The 18,632-nt window shown below is 71.6% G+C and carries 15 protein-coding genes; 7 read left to right on the top strand and 8 right to left on the bottom strand.

Translation table 11 applies throughout. The features are described 5' to 3' along the window. Positions 1–4: 4 nt before the first annotated feature. Entirely contained in the window at positions 5–1,006 is a 1,002-nt protein-coding gene (locus ASC67_RS18325) for a response regulator transcription factor (RefSeq protein ID WP_056325224.1), read from the bottom strand. Next, a complete protein-coding gene (locus tag ASC67_RS18320) occupies positions 987–4,508 on the bottom strand; it encodes an ATP-binding protein (protein ID WP_056325221.1) in 3,522 nt (1,173 codons plus the stop codon). Before ASC67_RS18320 ends, ASC67_RS18325 begins: the two co-directional genes overlap by 20 nt. A gap of 104 nt (positions 4,509–4,612) precedes the next feature. Here ASC67_RS18320 and ASC67_RS18315 point away from each other — a divergent pair, with 104 nt between their 5' ends. Genes ASC67_RS18315 through ureC form a run of 3 tightly spaced genes read left to right on the top strand, consistent with a single transcriptional unit; the run spans position 4,613 to position 6,963 of the window. Beyond that, the gene (locus ASC67_RS18315; RefSeq protein ID WP_056325217.1) at positions 4,613–4,915 is read left to right on the top strand and encodes an urease subunit gamma; all 303 of its coding nucleotides are present in this window, start codon (positions 4,613–4,615) and stop codon (positions 4,913–4,915) included. A gap of 10 nt (positions 4,916–4,925) precedes the next feature. Then, entirely contained in the window at positions 4,926–5,234 is a 309-nt protein-coding gene (locus ASC67_RS18310; RefSeq protein WP_056325213.1) for an urease subunit beta, read from the top strand. Position 5,235: 1 nt separating this feature from the next. Beyond that, complete coding sequence (gene ureC / locus ASC67_RS18305; protein ID WP_056325210.1) at positions 5,236–6,963, top strand: urease subunit alpha; 1,728 nt, start codon at positions 5,236–5,238, stop codon at positions 6,961–6,963. Here the strand turns inward: ureC and ASC67_RS18300 are convergent. Next, the gene (locus tag ASC67_RS18300; RefSeq protein ID WP_056325206.1) at positions 6,948–9,011 is read right to left on the bottom strand and encodes an AsmA family protein; all 2,064 of its coding nucleotides are present in this window, start codon (positions 9,009–9,011) and stop codon (positions 6,948–6,950) included. The genes ureC and ASC67_RS18300 overlap by 16 nt on opposite strands. 142 nt (positions 9,012–9,153) lie before the next feature. Between ASC67_RS18300 and ureE the strand changes: the two genes are divergently transcribed. From ureE to lysM, 4 genes are all read left to right on the top strand, one after another. Then, positions 9,154–9,786, top strand: a complete 633-nt coding sequence (ureE, locus tag ASC67_RS18295; RefSeq protein ID WP_056325203.1) for an urease accessory protein UreE — start codon at positions 9,154–9,156, stop codon at positions 9,784–9,786. A 3-nt stretch (positions 9,787–9,789) separates the two neighbouring features. Further along, the gene (locus ASC67_RS18290; protein WP_056325200.1) at positions 9,790–10,503 is read left to right on the top strand and encodes an urease accessory protein UreF; all 714 of its coding nucleotides are present in this window, start codon (positions 9,790–9,792) and stop codon (positions 10,501–10,503) included. Between the two features lie 52 nt (positions 10,504–10,555). Beyond that, the gene (gene ureG, locus ASC67_RS18285; protein ID WP_056325196.1) at positions 10,556–11,218 is read left to right on the top strand and encodes an urease accessory protein UreG; all 663 of its coding nucleotides are present in this window, start codon (positions 10,556–10,558) and stop codon (positions 11,216–11,218) included. Positions 11,219–11,321: 103 nt separating this feature from the next. After that, positions 11,322–11,825, top strand: coding sequence for a peptidoglycan-binding protein LysM (lysM, locus tag ASC67_RS18280; RefSeq protein WP_056325192.1), 504 nt, complete (start codon positions 11,322–11,324; stop codon positions 11,823–11,825). Between the two features lie 16 nt (positions 11,826–11,841). On the opposite strand, the gene ASC67_RS18275 is transcribed toward lysM, so the two are convergent. From ASC67_RS18275 to ASC67_RS18255, 5 genes are all read right to left on the bottom strand, one after another. Next, positions 11,842–14,847 carry an EAL domain-containing protein gene (locus tag ASC67_RS18275; RefSeq protein WP_082536110.1) on the bottom strand — a complete coding sequence of 1,002 codons (3,006 nt, stop codon included), beginning with the start codon at positions 14,845–14,847 and terminating at the stop codon, positions 11,842–11,844. Positions 14,848–15,000: 153 nt separating this feature from the next. After that, on the bottom strand, positions 15,001–16,008 hold the full coding sequence (locus tag ASC67_RS18270; RefSeq protein WP_056325185.1) for a S49 family peptidase: 1,008 nt from the start codon (positions 16,006–16,008) through the stop codon (positions 15,001–15,003). Further along, positions 16,005–16,415, bottom strand: coding sequence for a Rieske 2Fe-2S domain-containing protein (locus ASC67_RS18265; protein WP_056325183.1), 411 nt, complete (start codon positions 16,413–16,415; stop codon positions 16,005–16,007). The genes ASC67_RS18270 and ASC67_RS18265 overlap by 4 nt, the downstream gene beginning before the upstream one ends. Beyond that, positions 16,408–17,076: an HAD family hydrolase gene (locus ASC67_RS18260; protein ID WP_056325178.1), complete on the bottom strand. Its 669-nt coding sequence runs from the start codon at positions 17,074–17,076 to the stop codon at positions 16,408–16,410. The genes ASC67_RS18265 and ASC67_RS18260 overlap by 8 nt, the downstream gene beginning before the upstream one ends. Next, on the bottom strand, positions 17,073–18,104 hold the full coding sequence (locus ASC67_RS18255; protein WP_404932894.1) for an RluA family pseudouridine synthase: 1,032 nt from the start codon (positions 18,102–18,104) through the stop codon (positions 17,073–17,075). The genes ASC67_RS18260 and ASC67_RS18255 overlap by 4 nt, the downstream gene beginning before the upstream one ends. Between the last annotated feature and the right edge of the window lie 528 nt (positions 18,105–18,632).

Genomic DNA, 18,632 nt, shown 5'->3' with positions numbered 1-18,632 from the left:
CGCCTCAGCTGCCGCCGCGCTTGAGCTTGCCGAGCGCCATCGCCGCGGCGGAGGTGCGTGTCTCGACGCCGAGCTTGGCGAACACATGCTCCAGGTGCTTGTGCACGGTGCGCGGGCTGGTGCCGAGGATGTCGCCGATGTCGCGGTTGGTCTTGCCCTGCGCCACCCAGTGCAACACCTCGGCCTCGCGGCCGGTGAGCCGGAACGCGACGGCCAGGCCCTCGATGGTGGCGCGATCGTTCGACTCCGTCAGCACCAGCAGCCATTCGTCCTCGCCGGTCGGCTCGTGCAGCGCGAAGCTCACGCGCCGGCCGTCGCGCGCCAGCACGATGGGGTAGCCGGTCTGCTCGGTGGCCGCCAGCACCGCCTGCGCCTGCATCCAGTCGAGCAGGGTCTCGCTGAGCACGGGCCCGCGCGTGCCGGCCTCGCGGGTGGCGTCCAGCGCCTGCAGCAGCTCGCGCGCCAGCGGCGTCTGCCACAGCACGCGGCCGTCGCTGGCGCGCACGGTGATCACCGCGTGGCCGAAGGCGTCGAGCGCGCTGCGCGCCTGCCGTGCCTGGCGCGCGCCGCGCACGTGGGCGGCGATGCGAGCGATGACCTCGCGCGGGCGGATCGGCTTGGTCACGTAGTCCACGCCGCCGGCCTCGAAGGCGGCCTCGACGTGCTCGGTCTCGGCCAGCCCCGTCATGAAGACGATGGGGATGTGCGCAGTGGCGGCGTCACGCTTGAGCCGGCGCGCCACCTCGAAGCCGTCCATGCCGGGCATCAGCGCGTCGAGCAGCACCACGTCGGGCCGCGCGTGCACCGCGCGCTCCAGCGCGGCCTCGCCGCTGGTGGCGACCAGCACCGTGTAGCCGGATTCGTCGAGCGCGTCGTGCAGCACCGCGACGTTGTCGGGCACGTCGTCGACGATCAGCACGACGTCGCTGTTCTCGCCGAGGCGCATGCGCTCCGGTCCGCGCAGCACGTCGGGGTCGGCGGGAGAGTCAGGCGGCCGCGGCAGCATCTTCGGGTTCCTCGTCTCGGGGGTTCAGCAGCGCACGGATGGCATCGAAGCGGAACTGCTGGGCCAGTTCGCGCACCGGGCCGGTCCAGGCCGCGGCGGCCGGGTCCTCGGCCTCGATCGCGCTCAGCTCACCCAGCAGCCCGCGCAGGTAGCCCAGCCGCGCCAGCTCGTCGAGCGCGGCGCGACGCGCCAGCGCGGCGACCGGTGGCGGACCGGCCGGCGTGGCTGGCGCCGGCGGACCCGAGGCCGCGGCGCGGCGCGGTGGCGGCGCGTCGATCCATTCGAGCGCCAGGCGCTGGCCCAGCCACTGCAGCAGGTCGGCCACGCGCACCGGCTTCACGAAGAAGTCGGCCGGCGTGACGCCGACGTCGTTGTCGAGCCCGCGATCGAAGGCATTGGCCGAGACAATGGCCACCGGCGCCTCGCACAGGCCTTCCTCGCGCAACTGGCGGATCGTGGCCCAGCCGTCCAGCCCCGGCATCGCCAGGTCCATCAGGATGGCGTCGGGCGGCGGCCCGGCGCGCAGCAGCCGCAGCGCCGCCTCGCCCGAGGCCGCCTGCCGCACCGTGAAGCCCAGCGGCTCCAGCACGGTGGCGAGCAGGCCGCGGTCGGCCTCCTCGTTGTCGACCACCAGCACGCTGCGGCGCGCGCCGAGGTAGCCGATGCGGCGCGCCACGCGCACCGCGGGCGCCACCGTCGCCTCGGCGGCCTGCGGCAGGAACAGGCGGATCGCGAACGCGGTGCCGCGGCCCGGCGTGCTGCGCACGGTCATCTCGCCGCCCATCAGGTCGGTCAGCATCTTCGCGATGGTGAGGCCGATGCCGGTGCCGGTGCCATGCCCGCCGCCGGCCAGCGCGCCGCCGCGCTCGAAGGGCTCGAACACGCGCGCCAGCTCGTCGGGCGTCATGCCGGGGCCCGAGTCCTCGATCTCGAAATGCGCGATCTCGCGCGCGTAGCGCATGCGGAACACCACCTCGCCCTGCGCGGTGAACTTGACGGCATTGCCCAGCAGGTTGATGAGGATCTGGCGCAGCCGCTTCTCGTCGGCGCGCACCACCTCCGGGCCCTCGATCTCGTGGCGGAACACCAGGCCCTTGGCGCGCGCCTGCAGCTCGAACATGCGCGCGAGTTCCTGCACCGCCTCGCACAGCCGCAGCGGCCGCACCTCGAGCGCGAGCTTGCCGCTCTCGATGCGCGCGAGGTCCAGCGTGTCCTCGATCAGGCTCGCCAGGTGGTCGCCGCCGCGGCGGATCACGCGCACCGCCTGCGCGCGGTGCGGCGGCATCGCCTCGTCCTCCTCCAGCAACTGCGCATAGCCCAGGATGCTGTTGAGCGGCGTGCGCAGCTCGTGGCTGATGGCGGTGATGTAGCGGCTCTTCGCGCGGTTGGCCTGCTCGGCCTGGTGCATCGCGCGTTCGGCCTGCAGCTTGGCCTCCTGCAACTGCGCATCGGTGCGGCGGTGCGATTCGATCTCGGTGCGCAACGCGGCGGTCTGGCGGTTCGATTCCTCCTGCGCGACCTCGCGGCTCTTGTGCGTGAGCACCAGCCACCAGGCCACCGTGCCGGCGATCAGCAGCAGCGCGGCGAAGGCCTTCACGAAGCCGAGCTTCAGCGCGCCGGCCACCGCCGGGGCGAGCGGCGCGCCGCTGGCAGCGAGCGTGCGCAGCTCCTGGTGATAAAGGAGTGCGAACAGGCCGCCGAGCAGCGGCACCACGGTGAGCATCAGCAACAGGTAGTGGCCCAGGCCGGTGTCGATGTAGGGCCACACCGCGCGCGGCAGCAGGCGCCGCAGCGCGGCCGACCACTGCGCGGCGAGCTTGGCCTCGGGCGGCTTGCACAGGTCGCCGCAGCGCGCGTCGAGCGTGCAGCACAGCGAGCAGATCGGGCCGCCGTAGGCCGGGCAGGAGGCGATGTCGTCGCGCTCGTACTCGCGCTCGCAGATGCAGCAGCGGCTCAGGCGCGGGTAGCGGCCGTCGTCGCCGGCCGCCAGCGGCTCGGGCTGGCGGGCGATGTAGTAGCGGCCCTTCGTGGCCCAGGCGATCAGCGGCGCGGCGGTGAAGGCCGTGACCATCGCGATGGCCGCCGACCAGGCCTGCGCCATCGGACCGTAGAGGCCGATGTGCGCGGTGATCGACAGCAGCGAGGCGATGCCCATCGCACCCACGCCGACCGGGTTGACGTCGTAGAGGTGGGCGCGGCGGAACTCGATGCCGGGCGGGCTCAGGCCCAGCGGCTTGTTGATCACCAGGTCGGCCACCACCGCCATCATCCAGGCGATCGCGACATTGCTGTACAGCCCGAGCACGCTGCCGATGGCCTGGAAGACATTGAGCTCCATCAGCATCAGCGCGATCGCGGTGTTGAACACCATCCACACCACGCGGCCCGGGTGGCTGTGGGTGAGGCGCGCGAAGAAGTTGCTCCAGGCCAGCGAGCCGGCGTAGGCATTGGTGACGTTGATCTTGATCTGCGAGATCACCACGAACAGCGCGGTCGCGGCCACCGCCAACCCGTAGTGCGGGAACACGTGCTCGTAGGCCGCGAGGTACATCTGGTTGGGGTCGACCGCGCGGTCCAGCGGCACCATGTGGCTGATGGCCAGCCATGCCAGCAGCGTGCCGCCCAGCATCTTCAGCACCCCCGGCAGCACCCAGCCCGGCCCGCCGACCAGCACGCCCAGCCACCAGCGGCCGCGCTGATCGGCGCGCTTCTCGGGCATGAAGCGCAGGTAGTCGGCCTGCTCGCCCATCTGCGTGATGAGCGCGATGCCCACCGTGGTGGCCGCGCCGAAGTGCAGCCACGAGAACCCGACCACGCCCTTCTCCCCCCCGTAGGCGAACAGTCCGTCGACGACGCCCGGGTTCTCGGCGAACACATAGACATAGGGCGCGATCAGCATCGCCAGCCACAGCGGCTGGGTCCAGACCTGCAGCCGGCTGATCGCGGTGACGCCGTGGGTCACCAGCGGGATCACGACCACCGCGCAGATCAGGTAGCCCCAGGCCGGCGGGATGTCGAAGGCCAGCTCCAGCGCATAGGCCATCACGGCCGCCTCGAGCGCGAAGAAGATGAAGGTGAAGCTGGCGTAGATCAGCGAGGTGAGCGTGGAGCCGATGTAGCCGAAGCCGGCACCGCGCGTCAGCAGGTCCATGTCGACGCCGTGGCGCGCCGCGTAGACGCTGACCGGCAGGCCGGCCAGGAAGATCACCAGCCCGGTCACCAGGATGGCCAGCACCGCGTTGACGAAGCCGTGCTGGACCAGCAGCGTGGCGCCCACCGCCTCCAGCACCAGGAAGGACGCAGCGCCGCCGATGGCGGTGTTGGCCACCCGCCAGGCCGACCACTTGCGGAAGGCGCGCGGTGTGAAACGCAGCGCGTAGTCCTCCATCGTCTCGCGGGCGACCCAGCTGTTGTAGTCGCGGCGCAACTTGATCACGCGCTGCACCGGGGCGGCGGGCGGCGTGTCGGCGGCAGGCGGCAGGGCGACGGGGTGGGACGGCATGGACAGGACGGTTGTACCTCACCGATCAAGAACCGCACCAGCCGGCCCTCCGCCGGCGTTGACTGGCCCTAACATGGCATCCATCCTGCTCACAGCGCCCCGCCATGGACCTGACGCCCCGCGAGAAAGACAAGCTGCTGATCTTCACCGCCGCGCTGCTGGCCGAACGGCGCCGCGCCCGGGGCCTGAAGCTCAACCACCCGGAGGCGGTGGCGCTGATCAGCGCCGCGATCATGGAAGGCGCCCGCGACGGCCGCAGCGTGGCCCAGCTGATGAGCGCGGGCCAGCAGGTGCTGACCCGGGCCGACGTGATGGACGGCGTGGCCGAGATGATCCCGGACATCCAGGTCGAGGCGACCTTCCCCGACGGCACCAAATTGGTGACCGTGCACCAACCCATTGCATGAGGCCGCTCACATGACGCCTGGAGAGCTGTTGCCTGCAGATGGACCGGACCACGCGCTGAATCCGGCCCGCCGCACGCTGACGCTGGTGGTGGAGAACGGCGGCGACCGTCCGATCCAGGTCGGCTCGCATTACCACTTCGCCGAGACCAACGGCGCGCTGCGATTCGACCGCGCCGCGGCCCACGGCATGCGACTCAACATCGCCTCCGGCACCGCGGTGCGCTTCGAGCCGGGCCAGCAGCGCACGGTCGACCTGGTCGACTACGCCGGCGACCGCCAGGTCTACGGCTTCCGCGGCCTCGTGCAAGGAAACCTCTGACATGGCCACCATCGGGCGCCGCGCCTACGCGGAGATGTACGGGCCGACCGTCGGCGATCGGGTGCGGCTGGCCGACACCGAGCTGCTGATCGAGGTGGAGGCCGACTACACGCTGCGTGCCGGCGGCTATGGCGAGGAAGTGAAATTCGGCGGCGGCAAGGTCATCCGCGACGGCATGGGCCAGAGCCAGCGGCCCAACGGTCCCGGGCCGCACGACGCGGTGGACTGCGTGGTGACCAATGCGCTGATCCTCGACCACTGGGGCATCGTGAAGGCCGACATCGGCATCCGCGGCCAGCGCATCGCCGCGATCGGCAAGGCCGGCAACCCCGACGTGCAGCCGGGCGTGGACATCGTCATCGGCCCGGGCACCGAGGTGATCGCCGGCGAGGGGATGATCGTCACCGCCGGCGGCATCGACTGCCACATCCACTTCATCTGCCCGCAGCAGATCGAGGAGGCGCTGTCCAGCGGCGTGACCACCATGCTGGGCGGCGGCACCGGGCCGGCCACCGGCACCTTCGCGACCACCTGCACGCCGGGGCCGGAGAACATCGCCAACATGCTGCGGGCGGCCGACGCCTTCCCGATGAACCTGGGCTTCTTCGGCAAGGGCAACGCGAGCCGGCCGGAGGCGCTGCGCCAGCAGGTCGAGGCCGGCGTGATCGGCCTGAAGCTGCACGAGGACTGGGGCACCACGCCGGCGGCGATCGACTGCTGCCTGTCGGTGGCCGACGAGGGCGACGTGCAGGTGGCGATCCACAGCGACACGCTGAACGAGTCGGGCTTCGTCGAGAACACCGTCGCGGCGACGAAGGGCCGCACGCTGTGCGCCTTCCACACCGAGGGGGCCGGCGGCGGCCACGCGCCCGACATCCTGCGCGTGGTGGGCGAGCCGAACTTCCTGCCGAGCTCGACCAACCCGACGATGCCCTACACCGTCAACACGCTCGACGAGCACGTCGACATGCTGATGGTCTGCCACCACCTCGACGCGGCGATCGCCGAGGACCTGGCCTTCGCCGAGAGCCGCATCCGCCGCGAGACGATCGCGGCCGAGGACATCCTGCACGACCTGGGCGCGATCAGCATGTTCAGCTCCGACTCGCAGGCCATGGGCCGCGTCGGCGAGGTGGTGCTGCGCTGCTGGCAGACGGCGCACAAGATGAAGCTGCAGCGCGGCAAGCTGCCCGGTGACCCGGAGCGCCACGACAACGGGCGTGCCAAGCGCTACGTGGCCAAGTACACGATCAACCCGGCCATCGCACACGGCATCAGCCACGAGGTCGGCAGCATCGAGGTCGGCAAGTGGGCCGACCTGGTGTTCTGGCGGCCGGCCTTCTTCGGCGTGAAGCCCTCGCTGGTGATGAAGGGCGGCTTCATCGCGTCGGCGCTGATGGGCGACGCCAACGCCAGCATCCCGACGCCGCAGCCGGTGCACTACCGGCCGATGTTCGGCGCCTTCGGCGGTGCGCTCGCGCGCGGCTCGCTCAGCTTCGTGAGCCAGGCTGCGCTGGCCTCGGAGGTGGGCAGCGTGTACGGCCTGCGCAAGCAGCTCTCGGCGGTGAAGCGGTGCCGCACCGTCAAGAAGGGCGACATGGTGCACAACGCCTACCTGCCGCGCATGGAGGTCGACGCCCAGACCTACCAGGTGCGCGCCGACGGCCAGCTGCTGACCTGCGAGCCGGCCACCGCCCTGCCGATGACGCAGCGCTATTTCCTCTTCTGAACCGCCGGCGCCGGCGGTGCCACGGTCGGCAGGCCCTCCTGCGTGGCGCGCGCCATCAGAGCGGCGCAGTCGCGGTCCTCGCCGGGGCCGGTCTCGATCAGCGGGATGATCGCGGCGAGCGGATTGATCAGTCCGAGCAGCAGCGCCCCACCACCGCGCGCGAACAGCCGCGCCTTGTCGGGCGACACCTGCGGTTTCGCGAACGGGCCCTTCACGTCGAACGGCACGCGTGCGCTCAGCGGGCTCAGGTCCTTGGCCGTGGGGGTGACACGCAGGTCGAGCTGCTCGTTCGTGAAGTCGGCCCGGCCGCGCGCCTCGATCACCGTGTCCACGGTATCGAACACCGCGGCGCGCGTGCTCATCTGCCCGCGCTGGAAGCCCACATCGACCAGCGCACAGCGCACCTCGACGGCGCGGTCGCCACGCACCAGGAAACTCAGCGCCTCGTAGGCATCGAGATCCAGCAACTCGAGCAGCAGGTTGCTGACGTGCCCGCGGCCCATCGCGAGCTGCGCCTCACCGTCGGCGCTGCCCAGCATCTGGGCGAACGACTGGCCCTGGCCGGCAAGCACGAGACGGCCATTGATCGCGCCCAGTGCGCTCTTCGTGCTGCGCAGCTGCGGCAGCAGCGTGTCGAGCTGCAGGCGGCGCAGCTTCAGGTCGAGCTGCGCCGCCATCGGCTGCGCGCGGCCGTCGATGCGCAGGTCGCCGTCGAGCCGGCCGCCGCCGAGCTGCAGCAGCAGCGGCGAGAGCGTCAGGCGACGGTCGTCCATCTTCACGCGGAAGTCGAGCTTCCCGATCGGGAAGCTGCCGAGGTTGCGCACCTCCTGGCCGACGAAATGCACCTCGGCGTCGAGCGTGCCCCACTTGTCGGCGTCGAAGCGCTGCTGGGGCAGCACGCGCCGCGGGCCGTCCGCCGGCGCGGAGGCGGACGCGGCGGGCACGGTCGGCGTCGCCGCGGCGGTGGCAGCCGTCTGCGTTGCTGTCCTCGTCGTGTTCTTCGTCGATTTCGCCGGGCCGCCAGCCGTCGCCGCGCGGGCGGCACCGCGCGGCTTGCCGATCACCGGCCCGAAGTCGGCCAGGTCGAGCGATCTCGACACCAGCTCGCCGCTCAGCAGCGGACGCGGCGCGCGGCGCTCGAACGCGATGCGGCCGCCGAGATCGCTGCGGCCGACGACGGCCTTGAAGTCCTCGTAGGTCCAACGCGTGCCGTCGAAGCGCAGCCGCCCTTCGGTCTTGTAGGGCGGTGTGTCGGGCAGGCCGACCCCGGCGATGCGGTGCCATTCGCCGAGCGAGCTGCCCGCGAGCTTCAGTTGCAGGTCGGCGCGCTCGGGCTCGCGCGGCCGCAGCACGCTGCCGCTCGCCACGATCGAGGTGCTGCCGATGCGACCGTCGAGTTCGAACGCGTACGGCTGGTCCTCGTTGCGCAGCTGCAGCACCTCGTCGCCTTCGGCACGCGCCTTCACCGGCAGGTCGTTCCAGCGGCCGCTGGCCTCGGCTTGCAGACGCCGGCGCCCGCCGCCGTCGATCGTGGTCTGCACGGCGATCCGCACCTCGGCGCGCCGTGCGGTCTCGGCATAGGTGACGACGCCACGGTCCAGCGCCACGCTGCCCAGGTGCAGGGTCCGCTTCGCGTCGCTCTGCTCGCGGTCCAGCCGCCAGCTGCGGCGGCCGTCCGGCGCCCGCTCCAGCCACAGGTCGGGCTGCTCGGCCCGCACGCGGGGCAGCACGATGCGCCCGTGGAGCAGCGGCCACAGCGCCACGTCGACCTCGACGCGGCGCGCCTGCAGGAATTCGGCCCGCCCGGCCCACGACGGGTTGCCGAAGCGCAGGCCCTCGACCGTGAGCCGCCCGTGGCGGCCGAAGCGCCACCACAGATCGCCGTCGATCACCAGCGTGCGGCCGGTGGCCGCCTGCACCCGCTCGCCGATCCAGCCACGCAGCAGGTTAAGCTTCCAGGGCACGACCCACGCGATCGCCAGCACGATCGCCAGCGCGAGGAACACGATCGCCAGGCGGCGCAGCAGGGGCGGGAATCGGTACGGCATGGGTCTCGGCGACGCGGGGCCCGGCGGGCCGAGCGTGAACTCCGAGCGTGACGCGGCGGGGCCGCCGCCACCATCGGCCGGCGGCGGGTCGGGCTGTAGGCCGTGGCCTACGGTGGCGCGCAGCGAGGGGCATACTCCCGCCATGCTGACCATCAACAAACTGCTCGCGCGCGGCGAAGGCCTCGCGCCCGCGCTGCTCAAGCGCGCCGCCACGGTGGAACTCGACTGGGACGTGCGCCAGAAGAGCCGCTTCGACGCCACCGATTCGCAGGGCCGCACGCTCGGCGTGTTCCTGCCGCGCGGCAGCGTGGTGCGCGGCAGCGACGTGCTGGTGGCCGAGGACGGCTCGCTGATCCGCGTGATCGCGGCGCAACAGCCGGTGCTGGTGGTGACGCATTGCAGCGAGCACGGTTCGGCCTTCGACCTGCTGCGCGCCGCCTACCATCTCGGCAACCGCCATGTGCCGCTCGAGCTGCAGCCCGACCGCCTGCAGTTCGAGCCCGACCACGTGCTCGCCGACATGCTGAGGGCCATGCACCTGATCGTCGGCGAGGCACTCGCACCCTTCGAGCCCGAAAGCGGCGCCTACGGCGAGCCGGCGGCCCATGGGCATGGGCACGCCGGGCACGACCACGCGCACGGACACGCGCATCCCGCCGCGCCGGCGACGACGCGCGGCCGGCCGATCGGCGTGGCCGTCAGCGCGGCCGCACCGGCCCCGCATGTGCACGGCCCCGGCTGCGGGCACGACCACGATCACGGCCATCACCACTGAACGATGCCGCGCGTGCGTCGCCCGGCCGCGCCGACCAGCGCCGCCACCTTGCTGGCCCTGATGTGGCTGGCCTCGCCGGCCTTGCCGGTGGGTGGCTTCAGCTATTCCGAGGGTCTGGAAGCGGCGGTCGAGGCCGGGCTGGTCCACAACGAGGCGTCGGCGCAGGCGTGGCTGCTCGATCAACTGCTGCTGGGCCTCGGCCGCGGCGAGCTGGCGGTCGTCGCCCAGGCCATTGCGGCCTGGCGGCGCGGCGATGCGCCGCGCGTGCGCGAGCTCAACGACTGGCTGCTGTCCACCCGAGAGAGCGCGGAGCTGCGACTGCAGACCGAGCAGATGGGCCGCTCGCTCGGCGCCTGGCTACAGCAGCGCCCGGGCACCGACGCGGCGGCCCTGGCGCGCCTGCTCGCGCTGCCGCCCGCGCCGAGCTACCCGGTCGCCTTCGCGCTGGCCGCCGCCGGCACATCCGCCAGCGTGCGCGAGGCGGTCCTGGCCTGTGCCTTCGGCTGGGCCGAGAACATGGTGCAGGCGGCGATCAAGGCGGTGCCGCTGGGCCAGAGCGCGGGCCAGCGCATGCTCGGCGCGCTGGTCGAGGCGATCCCTGAGACCGTGGACGCGGCGCTCGCGCTGCGCGACGGCGAGCGCATGGCCTTCATGCCGATGCTCGCGGTGCTGTCGGCCCGGCACGAGACGCAGTACTCACGCCTGTTCCGCTCGTGAGCGAGCGGGGCCACGGCGCGGCCGGTGGCGCGCTTCGTGCATCATCGCCGCCATGAGCACGTCCCTGCATTCGATCCCCCGCCGCACCAAGAAGCTGCCGCCGCTGCGCGTGGGCGTCGGCGGCCCCGTCGGTTCCGGCAAGACCACGTTGGTCGAGATGCTGTGCAAGAGCATGCGCGAGCGCTGGGACCTGGTGGTCGTGACCAACGACATCTACACCAAGGAAGACCAGCGCCTGCTCACGGTGTCGGGCGCGCTCGAGCCCGATCGCATCATGGGCGTCGAGACCGGGGGCTGCCCGCACACGGCGATCCGCGAGGATGCGTCGATCAATCTCGAGGCGGTCGACCGCATGCTGGCGAAGTTCCCGGACGCCGACATCGTGTTCATCGAGTCGGGCGGCGACAACCTCGCAGCCACCTTCAGCCCCGAGCTCAGCGACCTGACGATCTACGTGATCGACGTCGCCGCCGGCGAGAAGATCCCGCGCAAGGGCGGTCCCGGCATCACGAAGAGCGACCTGTTCGTCATCAACAAGACCGATCTCGCGCCGCACGTCGGCGCCGACCTGGCGGTGATGGAGGCCGACACGCGGCGCATGCGGCCGGCCTACGCGAGCTCGCGGCCCTATGTGATGACCAACCTGAAGACGCGCGCGGGTCTGGCCGAGGTGGTGGGCTTCATCGAGCGCCGCGGCCTGCTGAACACCGCCTGAGGGCCGATCTCCCTAACCTGGCGGGCTTCGTCATCGGCCCCGGCCCACGGTGGGATTAGAGTCGGCATTCCCTCTGTTCCATCCACCACGAAAGGACGACGCCATGGGCCTGATGAGTTTCATCAAGGAAGCCGGAGAAAAGCTGTTCGGCAAGGGCGAGGCCAAGGCAGCGCAGGAGGCCGCGAAGCAGGCCCCCAGCCCCGAGAACCTGGAGCGTCTGAACAAGACCGCCGGCGATGCCATCGTGAGCTACATCCAGGCGCAGGGCCTGAACGTCGACGGCCTGGCCGTCGGCTTCGACGGCGCCAGCGCAACCGTCACCGTCTCGGGCCAGGCGCCCGATCAGGCCACCAAGGAGAAGGTGCTGCTGTGCTGCGGCAACGTCGAGAACGTCGTGGCGGTCAACGACCAGCTGACGGTGGCCGATCCCACCCCGGAAGCGCAGTACTACACCGTGGTGAAGGGCGACAACCTGTCGAAGATCTCCAAGCAGTACTACGGCACGCCGAACAAGTACCCGGTGATCTTCGAGGCCAACAAGCCGATGCTGACGCATCCGGACAAGATCTACCCGGGCCAGGTGCTGCGCATCCCGCCGCAGCCCTGAGGAGGTTCCTCGCCTCTCAGAGCGCGATGGTGGCGGCCCGGGCCTGCAGCCACGCCGCCGTCGCGGCGGCGTCGGCCGGCCGGGCGAACAGGAAACCCTGGAAGGCCGGACACTCCATCGAGGCCAGGATCGCGGCCTGGGCCTCGGTCTCGACGCCCTCGGCCACCACGTGCAGCCGCAGGCTGCGGGCCATGGCGAGGATGGCGCGGACGAGCTCGCGGTCGTCGGCATCGGTCTCGAGATCGCGGACGAAGGTGCGGTCGATCTTCAGCGTGTCGACCGGAAAACGCTTGAGGTGGCCGAGGCTGGAGTAGCCGGTGCCGAAATCGTCGATCGCGATCCGCACCCCCAGAGCCTTGAGGCGGCGCAGCATCTCCAGCGTGGCCTCGGGGTCCTGCATCAGCGTGGACTCGGTGATCTCGAACTCGATCCGGCTGCCGTCGACGCCGCTGGCCCGCAGCACCTCGGCCACGGTGTCGACGAAGTCGGCCTGGGCCAGTTGCACCGGCGAGACGTTGACCGCGATCGAGATGCCGCCGAGCGCGGTGCCCGACCAGGCCCGCAACTGCGCGCAGGCCTGACGCAGGATCCAGTGGCCCAGCGGGACGATCAGGCCGCTCTCCTCGGCCACCGGGATGAAGACGGCCGGGCTCTGCAGGCCCAGTCCCGCACGGTCCCAGCGCACCAGCGCCTCGACGGCGACCGCATCGCGCGTGCGGCCGTCGACCACCGGCTGGTAGTGCACGATGAACTGGCCTGCGGCGAGCGCACGGCGCATGTCGGCCTCGAGTTGCAGCCGCGCCGAGGCGGCCTCGTCGACGGCCTTCGAGAAGAAGTGATAACGGTTGCGGCCCTCGCGCTTGGACCGGTACATGGCTGCATCCGCGCGCTTCATCAGCGTGTCGGGGTCGTCGCCATCGCCGGGGAACAGAGCGATGCCGAGGCTCGCGCCGACGTTGACCTCGGTGCCCCCCAGCACGCAGGGCTGGGCCACCTGCCGCAGGATCTTCTTGGCGACCTCCGCCACGCCATCGACATCGACATCGTCGAGTTCGGACAGCAGCACCACGAACTCGTCGCCGCCGAGACGGCAGATGGTGTCGCTGGCGCGCAGCGCGCCGGTGAGCCGCTGCGCCACCGCCTTCAGCAGTTCGTCGCCGACCGCGTGGCCCAGCGAATCGTTGACGTGCTTGAAGTGATCCAGGTCCATGAAGACCACCGCGAAACGCCGGCCATGCCGGCGTCCGGACTGGCAGGCCTGGTGCACGCGGTCCTGGAACAGCACGCGGTTGGGCAGGCCGGTCAGGCCGTCGTGGTGGGCCAGGTAGGACATCTTCTGCGCCAGGCCGCGGGCCTCGGTGACGTCCTGGCAGACCATCACCGCGCCCAGCAGGCTGCCATCGCGCCCGGCGATCGGAGCCACCGACAGCTGCACCCCGAAGTCGCGGCCCGAGGGGTGGCGCAGCACCGCGCTTTCCCGCACGCCATAGACCTCGCGGTCCTGCAGGCATTGCTCGACCGGGCTCGGCAGCGGCGCGCCGCTGGCCTGGTCGTACAGGTGGACCACCTCGCCGAAGGGCCGGCCGGCAGCCTGCGCCAGCGTCTGGCCGACCATCTGCTCGGCGGCCGGGTTCAGGTAGGAGATGCGGCCGTCACGGTCGGTGCTCACCACGCCGTCGCCGATCGAGTGCAACGTGACCTGGATGCGCTCCTGCTCGGCCGCCAGCTGCGCGGCCACGCGACGATGCTCGGTCACGTCCTTCAGCACCGCCAGCGTGCGCAGCAGGCCGCCCTCGGCGTCGGTCTCCCAGATCGCGGAGAGCTGCACATCGACCACCTCGCCGGTCTTGGTGAGCATCTGGTAGTCGATGTCGCGGATGGCCCCGTCCTGCATGAAGCGCGGGATCACCGAGGCCTCGGCGCGCTGGCGCGACTCGGGGGCCAGGAACTCGGTGGAGCGACGACCCAGGACCTCGGCCCGCTCGTAGCCCAGGCGCGCCAGCCAGGCGTCGTTGACCGCGACCAGCCGGCGCTCGACGTCGACCGAATGCATCATCACCGGCGTGCGCTCGTACAGTGTGCGGAATTGCGCCTCGCGATCCTCGATCTCCTGGACATGCTGGCGGTTGCGTTCCAGCGCGGCGGCCAGCAGCAGCGGCGGCACCAGCGTCAGCACCACCGGCAGGTAGAACGCCACCGTTTCCAGCCAGCCCTCGCCCGGCCCCGGCTGGAACAGGCCGAGCGCGATGACGACGCCGACCGACAGCGAGGCCAGCAGGCCGCCGGTGGCCGCGCCGGCAAAGCCACCGACGGCCGCCACCAGCATCAGCGCGACGGACACGTAGACGTAGCGGAAGTGCGAGAACACCGACGCCGACGCCGCGGTCGCGACCGAGATCAGCACCGCGGACGCCACCGCGGGAGGCATCAGCGCCGCAAGCACCGCTCGCCAGCCGCGTGCCAGCAGCAGCAGGCCCAGCGGCAGCACCGTCACCCCGCCGATGACCGTGCCGACGAACCACGCCGACCACAGCGTACCGAACGACGCCTCGAACTGCGTCGACAGCACGGCCGCACCCAGCGTCGCGCCGACCAGGCTGGGCACGACCGCACCCAGTCCCAGTGCCCGCAACAGCGATCCGACGTGCTGGACGCAGCGCGCCGGCGGGCCGGCACGGCGCAGCAGCCAGCCGGCCAGGCCGGCTTCCGCCAGGTTGGGCAGCAGGAAGGACAGGCTCAATCCGAGCGCGTGCCCGCTGAGCAGGTTGGCGGCGACGTTGGCGCCGGCCATGGCCAGCAGGTGCAGCGGCCACTCGGCGCGCCGGCGCGACAGCAGCACCACGGCCGCCGCTGCGTTGGCATACCAGAGCGTGGCGACGCTGCCCGGCTGGCGCGACAGGTGGATCGCGCCGTAGGCGAACACGAAATGCAGGACCGCGATCAGCGCGAGCGAGGCCGCCAACGACCGCTCGGGCCGGTCGGGCTGTGCGCGCGGGGGTGGTGGTGCACCGTCGCTTGCCATCGGGTCGTCTATCGTCCTGCTGGGGCCCACCACGCGCTCTCCGTCGATGCTTCGTCCGCAGCTGCGCGGAGGTCGGCGGCGAGAGCCGCCCACGAAGGATTCTGAAAGATAGCCGGCCGGTCGAAGCGCCGATCAGGCGGGCAATTCCAGCCGTCAGCGCAACGACGGGCCCGCGAGCGCCTTCGCCGCACCGGCACCGACCGCCGCGCCGAAGCGTTTGGCCAGGCGCTCGGCCACGTTTTCCTTGGGCGTGTAGTCGATCACCTCTTCGGCCTTGACCACCTCGCGCGCCACGTAGTCGAGGCTGCCGAGCCGGTCGGCCAGACCCTGCTGCACCGCCGACTCGCCGCTCCAGAACAGGCCGGAGAAGGTCTCGGGCACTTCCTTCAGGCGGGCACCGCGCCCGTCCTTCACCACCTTGATGAACTGCTGGTGGATCTGGTTCACCATCGCCTGTGCATAGGCCTTGTGGGCCTCGCTCAGCGGCGAGAAGGGATCGAGCAGGCCCTTGTTGTCACCGGCGGTGATGAGGCGGCGCTCGACGCCGAGCTTGTCCATCGTGCCGGTGAAGCCGAAGCCGTCCATCAGCACGCCGATCGAGCCGACGATGGAGGCCTTGTCGACGAAGATCTCGTCGGCCACCGCGGCGATGTAGTAGGCCGCCGAGGCGCACAGTTCCTCGCACACCGCGTAGACCTTCTTGTCGGCATGCAGGCCCTTCAGGCGCCGGATCTCGTCGGTGATGAGGCCGGCCTGCACCGGGCTGCCGCCGGGCGAGTTGATGCGCAGCACCACGGCCTGGGCACCGGCGTCGTCGAAGGCGGTGCGCAGCGCGGCGTTGATGCCCTCGGCGCTCGCCAGCGCATCCGCCGCGATCTCGCCCTGGATCTCGATCAGCGCGGTGTGCGGCCCGCTCGGCACGGCGGCATTGCGCTGCTGCGCGACCAGCGCCCAGGCGATCGCCGCGAAGACCAGCAGCCAGGCGAGCCGGCGCACGGCGCGCCAGCGGCGCTCGCTGCGCCGCTCCTTCAGGAAATCGCGCGCGAACTCCTCGATCACCCGACCGTCGATGCTGGTCGGCGCGGGGGTGGAGGCCGCCGCCGCACGGGCGGGCGTTGCGGGGCCCAGCGTGGGCTCGGCGGGATCGTCGAAACTGCTCATGGAATGCTCGGAATGGAAGGGGCGCCGAACGCGGGCCGGATGTCCGGGGAAGGATACCAACTCACCCGGCCGTCGCGTTCCGCGACGCGAACGGCCTTGAGGCGCGCGCCGCCGCAGGGCCCGGCGATGCAATAGCCGTCGGACGGCTCGTAGGTGGCGCCGTGGATCGAGCAGACGATGTAGCGGCGGTCACCATCGAGGAACTCGCCCTCCTGCCAGTCCATCTCGACCGGCACATGGGCGCAGCGGTTCAGGTAGGCGACGATCCGGCCGTCGAAGCGCAGCACGAAGGCGCGCAGCGGCTGGCCGTACTCGAGCACGTCGAACAGGATGGCCCGGCCGCCCTCGACCAGGTCGGTCGAGGCACACAGCGGCACGCCCGCGCCGGCATCGGCGGGTTCAGGCATGGGCGCGCAGCCAGCCATCGAGCTCGGCCGTCGAATGGGCCACGAAGCGCGGCGCGAAAGCCTCGAAGGCCGCCGGCTCGTGCGCGCCGAAGCTGACGGCGACGCTGGCCGTGCCGGCATTGGCGGCGAGTTGCAGGTCGTGCGTGGTGTCGCCGATCATCAGCGTGCGGGCCGGCGCGACGCCCAGCTCGGCCATCAGCTCCTGCAGCATGCGCGGATGCGGCTTGGACGCGGTCTCGTCGGCGGTGCGGGTGGCGTCGAACAGGCCCTGGAGCTGCACGGTGTGCAACGCCTCGTCGAGCCCGCGGCGCGACTTGCCGGTGGCGACGCCCAGCCAGTGCTGGCGCGCCTTCAGCGCGTGCAGCATGTCCAGCGCGCCCGCGAACAGGCTCAGTTCGTGCTGGCGCGCGAAGTAGTGGTGGCGGTAGCGCAGCCCGAGCTCGGGGTAGCGCTCGCGCGCCAGACCGGGCACGGCGTGCTGCAGCGCCTCCTGCAGGCCCATGCCGATCACGTAGGCGGCCTGGGTATCGCCCGGCACCTCGGTGCCGAGGTCGGCAGCGGCGGCCTGGATGCACTTGACGATCAGCGCAGTGGAGTCGTACAGCGTGCCGTCCCAGTCGAACACGACGAGATCGAACTGGCGGGGGCGGAAATCGCTCATGGAGAGGACGGAGGGGCCGCGGTGCGCGGCAAGGCATTCAGAAGGAGCCGGCATTCTGCCGGCAAGGGGGCCTCGAGCTCGATCGTCTCGCCGCTCGCCGGGTGCTCGAAGCGCAGGCGGCGCGCGTGCAGGAACATGCGGTCGAACTTCACCGCCGGCACGGCCTCGCCGCGGGCGAAGGCCTTGTTCAGCGCGAAGTCGCCGTACTTGTCGTCACCGACGATGGCGTGCCCCGCGTGCGCGAGGTGCACGCGGATCTGGTGCGTGCGGCCGGTCTTGATGGTCACGTCGAGCAGGGTGTAGCCGGCGTAGGCGGCGGCCACCTGCACCAGCGTGATCGAGCGCTGGCCGTCCTCGTCGTCGGCGCCGGTGACGCGCACCCGGCGCTCGCCGCCGCCGTCGAGGTACTTGTGCAGCGGCGCGTCGATCACCTTGTGCCGGGCCGGCCAGGCCCCGGGCACCAGTGCGGCGTAGGTCTTGCCGGTCTCGCGCGCGCGGAACTGGTCCTGCAGCCGCGTGAGCGCGCTGCGCTTCTTGGCGAGCAGCAGCAGGCCGGAGGTCTCGCGGTCGAGGCGGTGCACCAGCTCCAGGAACTTCGCCTGCGGCCGGGCCCTGCGCAGCTGCTCGATGACGCCGAAGCTCACGCCGCTGCCGCCGTGCACGGCCACGCCGGCCGGCTTGTCGATCACCAGCAGGTGCTCGTCCTCGTGGACGACCGGAAACTCGCGCGGCGGCGCGGCCTCGCGCTCGGCCGGGGTGGCCATCCGCACCGGCGGCAGCCGCAGGTCGTCGCCGGCCGCGAGCCGGGTGTCGGCGGCCGCGCGGCCGCGGTTCACCCGCACCTCGCCGCTGCGGATGATGCGGTAGACGTGCGTCTTCGGGACGCCCTTGAGCGTCTTGACGAGGTAGTTGTCGAGCCGCTGGCCGGCACCGTCCTCACCGACCGTCAGGTGCCGCACGGCGGGGGCCGGCGGCGATGGCGGTGCGGGCCGCGGCGCCGGGCTGGCGACAGCGCGCGCGGGGGCCACCGGGGCTCGCGAGGCCTTGCGCGCCGGGGCCGCTTTGCCTCCTATAATGCGTTGCACCACGTGTGCGCCGTAAGTGATTGATTTGCTTGAGTTTAGCGGTCACTTCGCCGTGGCGTGGGCCCTGCAGCCGGATCGGCGGCAGGTATTCGGTGATGCAACGCCGCGTCGTGCGGCCGGGCCGGCTCCCAAGGTGAGCGGCAGGCGGCGCGAGGTGGCGGCAGAGCCAGCGTAGTACGAACCAACAAACAAGGTTTTCCGGTTGCAGACCGGAGGTGCCCCAGGCACCGGCGAGCTGCAACCCGCGCCCCCGTGATGTCCCGGATGTCTTCGGCCCGCTCCCTCCCCTCCGCGCTCCGATCGCCCGCAGCCTCGTCGCTGCGCGTCGGCACACGCGTGTGCGGAAGGAGCGCGCCACACCACGGCCCGGTCCGTGGCAGGCCCATCCTGACCCACGCGGGCGCACGCGCCAACGCTTGAGCGCCGCAGCGCCCTGACGGGCGTGGCGAGCGGTCGAGTCCAGGGCGATTC

Source organism: Methylibium sp. Root1272 (assembly GCF_001425905.1).
Classification (GTDB): Bacteria; Pseudomonadota; Gammaproteobacteria; order Burkholderiales; family Burkholderiaceae_C; genus Methylibium.
Note: the sequence above shows the minus strand (reverse complement) of the source record. Positions and strands in the feature narration are given on the sequence as shown.

Bases quoted from the DNA above. Each gene is read 5' to 3' on its own strand.
- ASC67_RS18325 (WP_056325224.1), bottom strand. From the start codon at position 1,006: ATGCTGCCGCGGCCGCCTGACTCTCCCGCCGACCCCGACGTGCTGCGC.
- ASC67_RS18320 (WP_056325221.1), bottom strand. From the start codon at position 4,508: ATGCCGTCCCACCCCGTCGCCCTGCCGCCTGCCGCCGACACGCCGCCC.
- ASC67_RS18315 (WP_056325217.1), top strand. From the start codon at position 4,613: ATGGACCTGACGCCCCGCGAGAAAGACAAGCTGCTGATCTTCACCGCC.
- ASC67_RS18310 (WP_056325213.1), top strand. From the start codon at position 4,926: ATGACGCCTGGAGAGCTGTTGCCTGCAGATGGACCGGACCACGCGCTG.
- ureC (WP_056325210.1), top strand. From the start codon at position 5,236: ATGGCCACCATCGGGCGCCGCGCCTACGCGGAGATGTACGGGCCGACC.
- ASC67_RS18300 (WP_056325206.1), bottom strand. From the start codon at position 9,011: ATGCCGTACCGATTCCCGCCCCTGCTGCGCCGCCTGGCGATCGTGTTC.
- ureE (WP_056325203.1), top strand. From the start codon at position 9,154: ATGCTGACCATCAACAAACTGCTCGCGCGCGGCGAAGGCCTCGCGCCC.
- ASC67_RS18290 (WP_056325200.1), top strand. From the start codon at position 9,790: ATGCCGCGCGTGCGTCGCCCGGCCGCGCCGACCAGCGCCGCCACCTTG.
- ureG (WP_056325196.1), top strand. From the start codon at position 10,556: ATGAGCACGTCCCTGCATTCGATCCCCCGCCGCACCAAGAAGCTGCCG.
- lysM (WP_056325192.1), top strand. From the start codon at position 11,322: ATGGGCCTGATGAGTTTCATCAAGGAAGCCGGAGAAAAGCTGTTCGGC.
- ASC67_RS18275 (WP_082536110.1), bottom strand. From the start codon at position 14,847: ATGGCAAGCGACGGTGCACCACCACCCCCGCGCGCACAGCCCGACCGG.
- ASC67_RS18270 (WP_056325185.1), bottom strand. From the start codon at position 16,008: ATGAGCAGTTTCGACGATCCCGCCGAGCCCACGCTGGGCCCCGCAACG.
- ASC67_RS18265 (WP_056325183.1), bottom strand. From the start codon at position 16,415: ATGCCTGAACCCGCCGATGCCGGCGCGGGCGTGCCGCTGTGTGCCTCG.
- ASC67_RS18260 (WP_056325178.1), bottom strand. From the start codon at position 17,076: ATGAGCGATTTCCGCCCCCGCCAGTTCGATCTCGTCGTGTTCGACTGG.